Raw genomic sequence first — 13,713 nt, forward strand, 5'->3', positions numbered from 1 at the left:
TGGCCGGCCGTTGCCGCCGGGCACCCCGGTCCGGATCCGCAGTAACGTTTGTGGCATGCCCGACGAAGCCCCCGAAACCCCGGACGCCCAGCCCGATCCCGGGTATGACAGCGGCGGTGTGCCGACCTGGGAATTCCTCCGCGAGAAGATCGAGCGCCGGCACGCGACGGCATTGGGTGCCAGCGAACTCGACACCGAGACGGCCGATGGCCGGGCTGTCGAGGAACAATACGAGCAGCGCCAACGCGCGGCGGCCGAACGGCTGGCCCAGATCCGTGAGTCGATGCGCACCGATGAGTGACACCGCGCCCAGTTCGGGGCCGCCAAGGTGCCCCCCTGGCGAGGCACCCGGGAATTCAGTGCCGCGCCGCCGCTTAGGCGCTGACCTTTGACCGCCGGCCCAACCGTCGCGGCGGGTCAGCGGATGCGCCGTTGCGACCGACGACCTCAGCGAGGAACTTCCCGGTGTAGCTTTCGGGCACCATGGCGACGTCCTCTGGAGTGCCTTGGGCGACAACGGTTCCGCCGTCGGCGCCGCCTTCCGGACCCAGGTCGATGATCCAGTCGGATGTCTTGATGACGTCGAGGTTGTGTTCGATGACGATCACGGTGTTGCCCTTGTCGACAAGTCCGCTGATGACGTTCAACAACTTTCGGATGTCGTCGAAATGCAGTCCGGTGGTGGGCTCGTCGAGGATGTAGATGGTGCGGCCGGTCGAGCGCTTCTGCAACTCAGAGGCCAGCTTGACGCGTTGCGCCTCACCACCGGACAGTGTGGGTGCGGGCTGGCCGAGCCGCACATATCCCAGGCCGACGTCGACCAAGGTGCACAGGTAGCGGTGAATGCCGGGGATCAGCTCGAAGAACGTCGCCGCTTCCTCGATCGACATGTCCAGCACCTCGGCAATGGTCTTGCCCTTGTAGTGCACCTCCAGGGTTTCCCGGTTGTACCGGGCACCCTGGCACACCTCGCAGGGCACGTACACGTCGGGCAGGAAGTTCATCTCGATCTTGATGGTGCCGTCGCCGGTGCAGGCCTCGCAGCGACCGCCTTTGACGTTGAACGAGAATCGACCGGGTTGATAGCCACGAACCTTGGCCTCGGTGGTGGCGGCGAACAGGGTGCGGATCTTGTCGAACACCCCGGTGTAGGTGGCCGGGTTGGATCGCGGCGTGCGGCCGATCGGCGACTGGTCGACCCGCACCAGCTTGTCCAGGTGATCCAGCCCGGTGACCCGGGTGTGCCGGCCCGGGACCTGGCGGGCCCCGTTGAGCCGGTTGGCCAGCACCGCGGCCAGGATGTCGTTGACCAACGTCGACTTGCCGGAACCCGACACCCCGGTCACCGAGGTCAGCACACCAAGCGGGAAAGCCACGTCGATCCCGCGCAGGTTGTGCTCGCGGGCCCCGATGACGGTGAGCTGACGACGCGGGTCGACGGGGCGCCGGATCGCCGGTATCTCGATGCTCTCCCGGCCCGACAGGTAGGCACCGGTGATCGAATCCTGGTTGCGCAGCAGCTCGTCGTACGGCCCGCTGTGCACGATGCGGCCGCCGTGCTCGCCGGCCCCCGGGCCGATGTCGACGATCCAGTCGGCGTGCTCGATGGTGTCCTCGTCGTGCTCGACCACGATCAGCGTGTTGCCCAAATCCCTTAACCGGGTGAGGGTTTCGATGAGCCGGCGGTTGTCACGCTGGTGCAGCCCGATGGACGGCTCGTCGAGCACATACAGCACCCCCACCAACCCGGAGCCGATCTGGGTGGCCAGCCGGATGCGTTGGGCCTCACCGCCGGACAGCGTGGCCGCCGCCCGCGACAGCGACAGGTACTCCAGCCCGACGTCGAGCAAAAAGCCCAGCCGCGACTGGATCTCCTTGAGCACCTGCCCGGCGATCGCCTGCTCGCGGGGCCCCAGCGTGAGCGCGGTCAGGAAGTCGGCGCAGTCTGCTATGGACAGCTCGCAGACCTCGGCGATGGACTTGGCGCCGTGCTCCCCCGCGGCCAGCGTCACCGCCAGAATCTCCGGCTTGAGCCGGGTGCCCCGACACACCGGGCAGGGTACGTCCCGCATGAAGCCCTCGTAGCGTTCCTTCATCTGCTCGGATTCGGTTTGCGCCATCTTGCGCTGCAGGAACGCCAGCACACCCTCGAAATCGGCGTAGTAGGACCGGGTACGGCCATACCGGTTGCGGTAGCGCACGTGCACCTGCTCATCGGAGCCTTCCAGAATCGCCTTGCGGGCCTTGGCCGGCAGCTTGCGCCACGGCGTGTCGACGTCGAACCCGAGCGCCTCACCCAGCCCGGCCATCATCCGGATGAAGTACTCCGCGGTGTGGCCCGTCGACCAGGGCGCCACCGCGCCCTCGGCCAGGGTGCGGTCCGGGTCGGGCACCACCAGGTCGGGGTCGACCTCCTTGCGGATGCCCAGGCCGGTGCATTCGGGGCAGGCGCCGTAGGGCGAGTTGAACGAAAACGACCGCGGTTCCAGGTCGTCCACGGCCAGGGCATGTCCGTTGGGGCAGGCCAGTCTCTCGGAGAACCGCTGCTCACGAGCCCGATCGTGGTCGTGGGCGCGATCGTCGGGGAACTCCAGCACCACAATGCCGTCGGCGAGGTTCAGCGCGGTTTCCACCGAATCGGTCAGCCGCTGCTTGGCGGCGGCCTTGACGGTGAGGCGATCCACCACCACCTCGATGTCGTGTTTTTCCTGTTTTTTCAGCTTCGGCGGATCGGTCAGCGGATGCACCACACCGTCGACCCGCACCCGGCTGTAGCCCTGGGCGTTGAGCTTGTCGAACAGGTCGGCGAACTCGCCTTTGCGGGTGCGCACCACGGGGGCCAGCACCAGGAATCGGGTGCCCTCCGGCATCGCCAGCACCTGATCGACGATTTGTTGCGGGGTTTGGCGCGCGATTCGCTCACCGCAGATCGGGCAGTGCGGCGTGCCCGCGCGCGCGTACAACAGCCGCAGGTAGTCGTATACCTCGGTGATGGTTCCGACCGTCGACCGCGGGTTACGGTTGGTCGACTTCTGGTCGATGGACACCGCCGGGGACAGACCCTCGATGAAGTCGACGTCGGGCTTGTCCATCTGTCCTAGGAACTGGCGCGCGTAGGCCGAGAGCGACTCGACGTAGCGGCGCTGCCCCTCGGCGAAGATGGTGTCGAACGCCAGCGACGACTTGCCCGACCCGGAGAGCCCGGTGAACACGATCAACGAGTCGCGGGGCAGGTCAAGGTCGACGCTGCGCAGATTGTGCTCACGCGCACCCTTGACGATCAGACGGTCGGCCACGCTTCCCCTTTCAGCGGACGCGGTACGTACTCATGCTAGGTGGCCATACCGACAAGCCAACGCCGAGCAGTAATCTGACCGCTAAGCCCGCGCCGACGACGATGACGCCGGCGCGGCCGGGATGGTGGGGGTACCACCCGCTTGCGGGGGAGAGTGGCGCAATGGACAACGGCCGACGACGATGATGCCGGCGCAGCCAGGATGGAGGAGTGCGGAACATGACCACCGTCGATGACAACTACACCGGACACGTGGAACCGGGAACCGCGGCCCGCCGCACCCTGCCCGGCGCCACCATCGTGAAGGCGTCGGTGGGCCCGATGGACAACAACGCCTACCTGGTGACGTGTTCGGCGACTGGAGAAACGCTGCTGATCGACGCCGCCAATGACGCCGAGGTCCTCATCGACCTGGTCCGACGGTACGCCCCGACGTTGTCGCTGATCGTCACCAGCCACCAGCACTTCGATCATTGGCAGGCGCTGGAAGCGGTGGCCAGGGCCACCGGCGCGCCGACGGCCGCCCACGAGATCGACGCCGCACCCCTGCCGGTTAAACCCGACCGTTTGCTGGCGGGCGGCGACACCGTCCAGATCGGCGAGCTGGCCTTCGACGTCATCCACTTGCGTGGACACACCCCCGGATCGATCGCGCTCGCCCTCGGCGGCCCCACAACCGGAGGCGTCACCCAGCTGTTCACCGGCGACTGCCTGTTCCCCGGCGGCGTCGGTAAGACCTGGCAGCCCGGTGATTTCAGCCAACTGCTCGACGACGTCGTCACTCGGGTGTTCGACGTGTACGACGACTCCACCGTCATCTACCCCGGCCACGGCGACGACACCGTATTGGGTGCCGAACGCCCTCATCTGGGTGAGTGGCGCGAGCGAGGTTGGTAGCGCGGTCCGCTCAGGTGGTGTGCACGATCAGCACGTCGACCTTGGCCTTGCGGGAGACGTTGGCCGGCACGGATCCCAGTAGCCGGCCCGCGATGGTGCTCAGACCGACGTTGCCCACGACCAACAGGTCCGCCTTGGCCTCTTCGGCCAGGTTCACCAACGCGTCGACAGGGGCGCCTTCGATCGCCCGTTCTTCGACGTTCTTTGCGCCGGCGTTGTGCGCCCGCTCCTTTGCGTCGTGCAGGATCTCATAGATCGGGCCGGTACCCGTCACCTTGTAGCTCTCGTCTTTGAGGATGTCGGCGGCCCGGGCGTCCTCATGGTGGGGCAGGTACGCCGAGGCAATGATCAGCTTGGCGTCTGCACCCGCGATCTGTGCCGCCCGATCTACCGCGCGCATCGACGAATCCGAGCCGTCCGTCCCTACCAGCACGGTTTGATAGGCGCTCATTTACCCTCCCAGTGTCGGTTGCTCAGCCAACCCAAGACAGTAGCTTGTTGCCGGACGCGGATGGGTCAGATTAACCACACCGCAACGGCGTGGCGCAACCCTCATTTGCCCGGCAATGGCTAACCAACCGACAATGGTGCCGGTGACACCACCATCGGACGCTCCTGAACACAACGGAACGCTTTGCTGTGCAAGGGTTTTCGGGAACCGCAGGCGCGTCGTCCCGGCGATCCGTGGGCCGCTGGGCGGTTGGCCCCGGAAGCCGCCGGTGACCAGGATCATCGCGCGGACCCTACAGTGACACACATCATGTCTGCCTCGACCGTCGAGCAGCCCTCGGCGGCCCCTTCATCGGCCACCGTCGCCAAGTCGGCGCGCCCCCGGCCGCGCGGCAGGCTGTGCGACCCTGTGGCGATTGCCGTGCTGGCCACGGTCATCAGCGGCGCGTGGGCGAGCAGGCCATCGCTGTGGTTCGACGAGGGGGCGACGATTTCGGCTGCGGCCAGCCGGACATTGCCTGAGCTGTGGAAGTTGCTGGGTCATATCGACGCCGTGCACGGCCTGTACTACCTGTTGATGCACGGCTGGTTCGCGATATTCCCGCCAACCGAGTTCTGGTCGCGGGTTCCCAGCGCCCTGGCGGTTGGGGCCGCCGCCGCGGGTGTGGTGGTGTTCAGCATGCAGTTGGCGCCTGGCAACCGGTCCGTCGCGTTGTGCGCGGGTGCGGTGTTCGCCATCTTGCCGCGCGTGACCTGGGCCGGGATCGAGGCCCGCTCCTCGGCGTTGTCGGTGGCTGCCGCGGTGTGGCTGACCGTGTTGATGGTCGCCTCGGCACGACGCAACAGACCGTGGCTATGGCTGACGTACGCGCTAATGTTGCTGGTATCGATTCTGGTCAGCATGAACCTGGTGCTGTTGGTGCCGGTCTATGCCGCCATGCTGGCGCTGGTGATCCCCGGACAATCTCGGAAATCTGCCGTCATCTGGTGGACGGCCACGTCGGCGGCAGCGCTGGGAGCCGTGACGCCGTTCGTGATGTTCGCCCACGGCCAGGTCTGGCAGGTCGGCTGGATTGCGGGCCTGAACAGGAACCTTTTCCTCGACGTGGTCCATCGGCAGTACTTCGACCACAGCGTTGCGTTCGCCATCCTGGCCGGCGTTGTCGTCCTTGCAGCCGTGACGGCTCGACTGGTCGGCGCGCGGGAGTTCGGGGGTGACGCCGGCCTGCTGGTTGCCGGCGCCACGTGGATCGTTCTGCCCACCGCCGTGGTCCTCAGCTACTCGGCGACCGTCGAACCGATCTACTACCCGCGCTACCTGATTCTCACCGCTCCGGGGGCGGCCGTCGTCCTTGCGGTCTGCATCGTCACGATCACCCGCAAGCCCTGGCTCATCGCCGGTGTCCTCGTGGGCTTCGCCGTCGCCGCGTTTCCGAATTATTACTTCACCCAGCGCGGGCCGTATGCCAAAGAGGGCTGGGACTACAGCCAGGTCGCCGACGTCATCGGCGCGCACGCCGCGGCCGGGGATTGTCTGCTGGTGGACAACACCGTGCCGTGGCGGCCCGGGCCGATACGCGCGCTGCTGGCCGCGCGGCCCGCGGCGTTCCGCTCGTTGATCGACGTGGGGCGCGGCTCCTACGGCCCCCAGGTCGGCGCGTTGTGGGATGGTCATGTCGCCGTGTGGTTGACGACGGCCAAGATCGATGCGTGTCCCGCGTTGTGGACGATCACCAACCGAGACCCGTCGCTGCCCGATCACCAAGCCGGTCGATCGTTGCCACCGGGGAGTTTCGGGCGTGCTCCGGCGTACCGGTTTCCGAGCTACCTTGGTTTCCGCATTGTCGAGCGGTGGCAGTTCCACTATTCGCAAGTGGTCAAGTCAACGCGGTGAGCGGCGATCACTATGCGTCGCCCGGTGGGACGCGGCGAAACCGATGCCTGCCAACGCGGTAAACACCGCGAACAGCCAACGGGCCCCCACGACGTCGCCGCCGGTGGCGGTGTTTACCACCAAGCCGGCCAGTCCGGCACCGAAGGCTCCGGAGACCAGCTGAATGGTGTTGACCGCCGCGGCGGCGGTGCTGCTATCGGCCGGATCGTCGACACAGTTCATCGCGCGCACCGTCAGATGCGGCCAGGCGATGCCGATCCCGGTCCCGGTGATCAGCAGCCCCAGCGCCCAGAGCATGACGGTCCCACTCGTCGCGTTGGCCCGTTGGGTCACCGCGTCCAGGGCCAGACCCGACGCCATCACCAACGGTGCGGCGGCGACCACACGCCCGACAAGCCTCGGCTTGCTCAGCGATGCGCTGACGATCTCGCCGGATGTCCAGCCCATCGATATCGCCGCGCCCAGGAAGCCGGCCGCCACCGGCGTCAGATGGCCCAGCCGCTGGCCGAACAGCGGCACGTAGGTGTTGACCATCACCGCCATCATCAACACCGCCATGGTCAAGTAGATCCATTTCAACGGCCCGGCGCCGAAAACGCAGCGCGGCAACACCGCCGCGTGCATGCGGCAGTCGACGATGACGAACACCCCGACCAGCAGCGCGCCGGCGGTGAGCAGTCCCGCGGTCTGCACCAGGTAGCGCGGCAACTCGGCGACGCTGACCGCCAGCGCGGCCGCCCCGATCAACAGCACCGACCAGACCGGCACCTTGTGCGCCGGTTTCGGGGCACTCGAATCGGCGGGGCTCACCGCCAGCACGGCCAGTACCAACATGGCCATCAGCGCGGCCAGCATCGCCATCGATCCAAACGCCCAGCGCCACAGCCCGAATTGGGCGAACAGCCCACCGGACGTCGGCCCGACCAACGTCGCCACCCCCCACATCGCCGATACCAGCGCCGAGCCGCGGGTCCAGAGCGAATGGGGCAGCGCGGTGTTGATGAGCGCGTAGCCCAGGCCAGCCAGCAAACCGCCGGCCACCCCCTGCAGGGTGCGTCCGGCGACCAGAACCTCCATGTTGGGCGCGGCCGCGCACAGCGCGCTGGCCACGCCGAACACGGTCAACCCCATCAGATACGACGAGCGTGCCCCCACCCGCTGCAGCATCGAGTTGACCGTGGTCGCCGCCACCACCGACCCGACCAGATACAGGGTGGTCGCCCAGGCGTACAGCCGGGAGCCGCCGATCTCGGCGATGGTGCTGGGCAGCAGGCTGATGGTCAGGAATTCGTTGGTGGCGTATATCGCAACCCCGCCGGCGAGCACGGTGGACGTGCGCAGGTGCCCGCCCAGCAGCTCACGCCAACTGCCGGTCTCGCTCGCGGTCTCGGTCACTTCAGGCCGGCGACGTCCATCGCGCGCAGTTCCTTCTTGAGGTCGGCGATCTCGTCACGGAACCGGGCGGCCAGCTCGAATTGCAGGTCACGAGCCGCGGCCATCATCTGCTCGGTGAGGTCTTTAATCAGGTCGGCCAACTCGGCGCGCGGCATGGCGGAGGTGTCGCGACCCTCGAAAATGCCGGCGCTGACCGCGCGACCGGGCTCACCCTGGGCGCGCCGACCGCGGGACGCATTGCGGCCGGACCCGCCCACCGGGATGGGGTGGCCGGCCTCGGTATCGTCGGCCTCGCGATAGACCTGGTCAAGGATGTCGGCGATCTTTTTGCGCAGCGGCTGCGGGTCGATCCCGTTGGCTTCGTTGTAGGCGATCTGCTTGGCCCGGCGCCGTTCGGTCTCGTCGATGGCTTCTTTCATCGAGTCGGTGATTGTGTCGGCGTACATGTGCACTTCGCCGGAGACGTTGCGGGCCGCGCGGCCGATGGTCTGGATGAGGCTGCGCGACGACCGCAGGAACCCCTCCTTGTCGGCGTCCAGGATCGCCACCAGCGACACCTCGGGCAGGTCCAGGCCCTCGCGCAGCAGGTTGATGCCGACCAGCACGTCGTAGTCACCGAGCCGAAGCTGGCGCAGCAGCTCCACCCGGCGCAGGGTGTCGACCTCGGAGTGCAGGTAGCGCACCCGGATGCCCATTTCGAGCAGGTAGTCGGTGAGGTCTTCGGCCATCTTCTTGGTCAGCGTCGTCACCAGCACCCGCTGGTCGGCCTCGGCGCGCTTTCGGATCTCGCCGATCAGATCGTCGATCTGCCCCTTGGTCGGCTTGACCACCACTTTCGGATCCACCAGGCCGGTCGGCCGGATCACCTGCTCGACGAACTCGCCACCGGTCTGGCTGAGTTCGTACGGTCCGGGAGTGGCCGACAAGTACACCGTCTGCCCGATCCGGTTGGCGAACTCCTCCCAGGTCAGCGGGCGGTTGTCGCACGCCGACGGCAACCGGAATCCGTACTCGACAAGATTGCGCTTGCGCGAGATGTCGCCTTCGTACATGCCCCCGATCTGCGGCACGGTGACGTGCGACTCGTCGATGACCAGCAGGAAATCCTCCGGGAAGTAGTCGAGCAGCGTGGCCGGTGGCGTTCCGGGACCCCGGCAGTCGATGTGGCGCGAGTAGTTCTCGATGCCCGAGCAGAACCCGACCTGGCGCATCATCTCGATGTCGTAGTTGGTGCGCATCCGCAGCCGCTGCGCCTCCAGCAGCTTGCCCTGGCCCTCGAGTTCGGCCAGGCGCTCGGCCAGTTCCACCTCGATGGTGGAGATCGCGTGCGCCATGCGCTCGGGACCGGCCACGTAGTGGGTCGCCGGGAAGATCCGCAGCGAGTCGACCTGGCGGATCACCTCGCCGGTCAGCGGGTGCAGGTAATAGAGCGCCTCGATCTCGTCGCCGAAGAACTCGATGCGAACCGCCAGCTCTTCGTAGGAGGGGATGATCTCGACGGTATCGCCACGCACCCGGAACGAACCGCGGGTGAAGGACATGTCGTTGCGGGTGTACTGCACGTCGACCAGCAGCCGCAGCAGCCCGTCGCGCGGCACCTCGGTGCCGACCCGCAGCTCGACGGAGCGGTCCAGGTAGGACTGCGGGGTTCCCAGGCCGTAGATGCAGGACACCGAGGCCACCACCACCACGTCGCGCCGGGACAGCAACGCCGACGTCGCCGAGTGCCGCAGCCGCTCCACGTCGTCGTTGATGGAGCTGTCCTTTTCGATGTAGGTGTCGGTCTGCGCGATGTACGCCTCCGGCTGGTAGTAGTCGTAGTACGACACGAAGTACTCAACCGCGTTGTGCGGCAACATTTCTCGTAGCTCGTTCGCCATCTGGGCGGCCAGCGTCTTGTTCGGCTCCATCACCAGGGTGGGCCGCTGCAGGCGCTCGATCAGCCACGCGGTGGTCGCCGACTTGCCGGTGCCGGTGGCCCCGAGCAGCACCACGTCGCGCTCCCCCGCTTTGAGGCGCCGCTCCAACTCGTCGATGGCGGCCGGCTGGTCACCGGCGGGTGCGTGCGGGCTGACCACCTCGAAGCGGGCACCGCTGCGCACGATCTCCTCGACGGCACGGTATTCCGAATGCGCGACGACGGGGTGCTCGGTGGCGAAGGCCATACCGACCAGAGTAAAACCGGCCACCGACATCGAGGGGTGCGGGCGCCGATCGCCGGTCAAAGGACCAGGCCGTGAGCCACGTTGGCCGGTCCGCCCCGCATCGGCCGCAAAGTGCAATATCAACATGAATGCATGCTGGATTGATGAAGACGACGCTCGACCTGCCTGGCAGCGCACGCCCAACGTCTGGCTGTTCGACATGGGCCGCTGGTCGCGCTGTCGGTGTTGCTACGCCGGCCTTGTGCGGTGGAAACTGCGGCCACGCCGCTGACGGTGCTGACGGTATGGTGGCGTCATCCACCCACCGAAGCACGAAACGTTCGACCTCCTGGCCCGCACCAACACCGACCCGAAAGGCATCGTGCGGGCCGTGGACGAGTACACGGTGCGTCCCTGGGGGCTCTACCTGGCCCGTCCCACCCCCGGCCGGGCCCAGTTCCATTACCTCGAATCCTGGCTGTTACCGTCGCTGGGGTTGCGCGCCACGGTGTTTCACTTCAACGCAGGCCATGAACGCGACCACGATTACTATCTTGACGTGGGTGAATACACTCCCGGCCCGGCGGTGTGGCGCTCCGAAGACCACTATCTTGACATCGAGGTCCGAACCGGACGTGGGGCGCAGCTCGCCGACGTCGGCGAGCTGCTGGACGCCGTACGCCACGGTCTATTGACCCGGGAGGTCGCCGAGCGGGCGATCCTCCGCGCCGTGCACGCCGTCGACGAGCTGGCCCGCAATGGCTATGACCTCGACCGCTGGCTGGCTGACGAAGGGATGATGCTCAGCTGGCGCGGCGCCAATTGACCGAGTCTGCCCACTCCCAGGCCCGCCGGTAGGCACCGAGGAACCACGGCTCCTTGGCGGCGACATAATGTGCAATGTCTCCGCCGCAACGCTTTTCGGCGTCGCGCTTGAGGGCCAGATACTCGGCACGCACACCGGGGTTGGCCGCCAGCCAGTCGACGAACAGCAGGGCGAACTGCTGGTTGGGCCAGCCGTGCACCCGCAGGTGCACGTTGGTCGGCCGACCGGGATCCGCCGAGGCGTGCACGCGCTTGTGCCACAGAGCGGCACTGTCGGTGTGGTCGTAGCGGCCGACGGTGCTGCGGGCGTCGGCTTTGGCGGTGTCCTGGGTGATGTGCTCGAGCCGCGGGTAGCCGGCGGACAGCAACGGCTCGGCCAGTTCGTCGGCCACGTGCAGTGATTCGACGGTGATCTGAATGTCGATGACGTCCTTGGCGTGAAAATCGGGGTACGCCGGCAGCGCGGTCGAGCCGATGTGGTCGACCCGCAACGCTCGGTGGCCGCACGCCGTCTGCAACCGGGCGACGATGCGCCGGGCCTGGTCGGGCCAGCTCGGGTCGGCCGGCATCAGCCGCGCCGGAGCGCGCGCGCTCCGGCGCTGACTCAGATTGCGAGCGAACGGCTCGATCCGGTGGTGCCACACGTCGCGGGCTCGCTGCACGAAAGCCTCCGGGCTGCCCGAGTTGTCCAGCCACACGTCGGCGACGGCACGACGCTGCTCGTCGGTCGCTTGCGCGGCGATCCGGGCCCGGGCGTCCTGCTCGGCCATGCCGCGTTGCTCGACCAGCCGTCGTACCCGTACCTCAACGTCGGCGTGCACCACCACCACCAGCGGGAACAACGGCGCCATCCCGGATTCCACCAGCAGCGGAATGTCTTCGACCACAACCGCATCCCCGGAATCCCCAGCCACCGCCGCGAGGATCTCGGAGCGCCGCCGGGCCACCAGCGGGTGCACGATCCCGTTGAGCACACCGCGCGCCGCCTCATCGCGAAACGCCTTGGCCGCCAATGCCTGCCGATCGAGCGCGCCGTCCGGGAGCAAGATGTCGCGACCGAACGCGTCGACCAGCGACGCGAGCCCTTCGCTGCCCGGCTGGACCACCTCACGGGCCAGCATGTCCCCGTCGACGATGATGCCCCCGCATCGCGAAAACGTCGTGGACAGCAACGACTTCCCGGCGCCAATGCCGCCGGTCAGCCCGATGCGCAGCATTACGTGAACGCGATCAGCTGCAAGATCAAGCGCTGCCGGCGAGCTTTTCCCGCAGCGCCGCCAGCTGGGCGTCGCTGGCCAGTGATCCACCCGCGGTCTTCGTCGGTGGCGCGCTTTCGCGCGGCGACTGATCACCACCGCCGTGTCCGGCCGCCTCGGCCGCCGCGAACTTCTCCATCTGCGCGGTGTGCATCTTGTGCCGGCGCTCGGCCTCGGCGTAACGGGCCTCCCATTCGGCGCGCTGGGCGTCGAATCCTTCCAGCCACTCGTTGGTTTCCGGGTCGAAGCCCTCCGGGAAGATGTAGTTGCCCTGCTCGTCGTAGCTGTCGGCCATGCCGTACTTCGCCGGGTCGAACTCCTCGGTGTAGTCCTCGTTGGCCTGCTTGAGCGACAACGAGATCCGCCGTCGCTCCAGGTCGATGTCGATGACCTTGACCATCGCGTCGTCGCCGACGGCGACCACCTGGTCGGGCACCTCGACGTGGCGTTCGGCCAACTCCGAGATGTGCACCAAACCTTCGATGCCCTCCTCCACCCGCACGAACGCACCGAACGGAACGAGCTTGGTGACCTTGCCCGGCACGATCTGCCCGATGGCGTGCGTGCGGGCGAAATGGCGCCACGGGTCTTCCTGGGTTGCCTTGAGCGACAACGAAACCCGTTCGCGGTCCATGTCCACGTCGAGCACCTCGACGGTGACCTCGTCGCCCACCTGGACCACCTCCGACGGGTGGTCGATGTGCTTCCAGGACAACTCCGAGACGTGCACCAGGCCGTCCACGCCGCCCAGATCGACGAACGCACCGAAGTTGACGATGGAGGACACCACTCCCTTGCGGATGGCGCCCTTCTGCAGCTGGTTGAGGAATTCGCTACGCACCTCGGACTGGGTCTGCTCCAGCCAGGCCCGCCGCGACAGCACCACGTTGTTGCGGTTCTTGTCCAGCTCGATGATCTTGGCCTCGATCTCCTTGCCGATGTAGGGCTGCAGATCGCGCACCCGGCGCATCTCGACCAGCGAGGCGGGCAGGAAGCCACGCAGCCCGATGTCGAGGATCAGGCCACCCTTGACCACCTCGATCACCGTGCCCTTGACGGCCTCGTCTTTCTCCTTGAGCGCCTCGATGGTGCCCCAGGCGCGTTCGTATTGCGCGCGCTTCTTAGAGAGGATGAGCCGGCCCTCTTTGTCCTCCTTGGTGAGCACCAGGGCTTCGACCTCGTCACCGACGGAAACGACCTCGTTGGGGTCAACGTCGTGCTTGATGGACAGTTCGCGGGCGGGGATCACGCCTTCGGTCTTGTAGCCGATGTCGAGGAGCACCTCGTCCCGGTCCACTTTGACGATGGTGCCTTCGACGATGTCGCCATCGTTGAAGTACTTGATCGTTTTGTCTATTGCGGCGAGAAAGTCCTCGCTCGAGCCTATGTCGTTGACGGCTACTTGCGGCGAGGTGACGGCGGGACTCGGCATCTTGTTGGGTTGCTCCGGACAGGTTGGGTCGTAGGGACAGGTTGGGGTTTACCCGTCGAGGCTACTCGACGGGGCACACGCTGGACAAACTCAGTCCCGATTGCGCCGAGCGTGTACTCAGGGCG

Annotated in this window: 10 protein-coding genes; 4 read left to right on the forward strand and 6 right to left on the reverse strand. The window is 66.9% G+C overall.

Annotation, left to right across the window (positions count from 1 at the left end; genetic code table 11):
- The first annotated feature begins 55 nt into the window (after window positions 1-55).
- Window positions 56-301, forward strand: coding sequence for a hypothetical protein (locus G6N20_RS07730; protein ID WP_083046073.1), 246 nt, complete (start codon window positions 56-58; stop codon window positions 299-301).
- A gap of 73 nt (window positions 302-374) precedes the next feature.
- Here the strand turns inward: G6N20_RS07730 and uvrA are convergent, their stop codons facing one another.
- Window positions 375-3,296, reverse strand: coding sequence for an excinuclease ABC subunit UvrA (uvrA, locus tag G6N20_RS07735; RefSeq protein WP_083046072.1), 2,922 nt, complete (start codon window positions 3,294-3,296; stop codon window positions 375-377).
- A gap of 218 nt (window positions 3,297-3,514) precedes the next feature.
- Between uvrA and G6N20_RS07740 the strand changes: the two genes are divergently transcribed.
- Window positions 3,515-4,192: an MBL fold metallo-hydrolase gene (locus G6N20_RS07740; RefSeq protein ID WP_083046071.1), complete on the forward strand. Its 678-nt coding sequence runs from the start codon at window positions 3,515-3,517 to the stop codon at window positions 4,190-4,192.
- A 10-nt stretch (window positions 4,193-4,202) separates the two neighbouring features.
- Here G6N20_RS07740 and G6N20_RS07745 read toward each other — a convergent pair whose 3' ends face one another.
- The gene (locus G6N20_RS07745; protein WP_083046070.1) at window positions 4,203-4,643 is read right to left on the reverse strand and encodes a universal stress protein; all 441 of its coding nucleotides are present in this window, start codon (window positions 4,641-4,643) and stop codon (window positions 4,203-4,205) included.
- A gap of 309 nt (window positions 4,644-4,952) precedes the next feature.
- On the opposite strand from G6N20_RS07745, the gene G6N20_RS07750 reads away from it, so the two are divergent.
- On the forward strand, window positions 4,953-6,536 hold the full coding sequence (locus G6N20_RS07750; RefSeq protein ID WP_083046068.1) for a mannosyltransferase: 1,584 nt from the start codon (window positions 4,953-4,955) through the stop codon (window positions 6,534-6,536).
- Here the strand turns inward: G6N20_RS07750 and G6N20_RS07755 are convergent.
- Together G6N20_RS07755 and uvrB are read right to left on the reverse strand one after the other, a co-directional pair.
- Window positions 6,525-7,931 (reverse strand): MFS transporter, encoded by a 1,407-nt coding sequence (locus tag G6N20_RS07755; protein ID WP_083046067.1) that lies wholly within the window; start codon window positions 7,929-7,931, stop codon window positions 6,525-6,527. The genes G6N20_RS07750 and G6N20_RS07755 overlap by 12 nt on opposite strands.
- Window positions 7,928-10,096 carry an excinuclease ABC subunit UvrB gene (uvrB, locus tag G6N20_RS07760; RefSeq protein WP_083046108.1) on the reverse strand — a complete coding sequence of 723 codons (2,169 nt, stop codon included), beginning with the start codon at window positions 10,094-10,096 and terminating at the stop codon, window positions 7,928-7,930. The genes G6N20_RS07755 and uvrB overlap by 4 nt, the downstream gene beginning before the upstream one ends.
- Before the next feature lie 361 nt (window positions 10,097-10,457).
- On the opposite strand from uvrB, the gene G6N20_RS07765 reads away from it, so the two are divergent.
- Window positions 10,458-10,901, forward strand: a complete 444-nt coding sequence (locus tag G6N20_RS07765; RefSeq protein ID WP_142271838.1) for a DUF402 domain-containing protein — start codon at window positions 10,458-10,460, stop codon at window positions 10,899-10,901.
- Here the strand turns inward: G6N20_RS07765 and coaE are convergent.
- Window positions 10,879-12,117 (reverse strand): dephospho-CoA kinase, encoded by a 1,239-nt coding sequence (gene coaE / locus G6N20_RS07770; RefSeq protein ID WP_083046065.1) that lies wholly within the window; start codon window positions 12,115-12,117, stop codon window positions 10,879-10,881. The two genes, G6N20_RS07765 and coaE, sit on opposite strands and share 23 nt — an antisense overlap.
- A 25-nt stretch (window positions 12,118-12,142) precedes the next feature.
- On the reverse strand, window positions 12,143-13,588 hold the full coding sequence (gene rpsA, locus G6N20_RS07775) for a 30S ribosomal protein S1 (RefSeq protein ID WP_083046064.1): 1,446 nt from the start codon (window positions 13,586-13,588) through the stop codon (window positions 12,143-12,145).
- Window positions 13,589-13,713 lie beyond the last annotated feature (125 nt).

It is taken from the genome of Mycobacterium shinjukuense (assembly GCF_010730055.1).
Classification (GTDB): domain Bacteria; phylum Actinomycetota; class Actinomycetes; order Mycobacteriales; family Mycobacteriaceae; genus Mycobacterium; species Mycobacterium shinjukuense.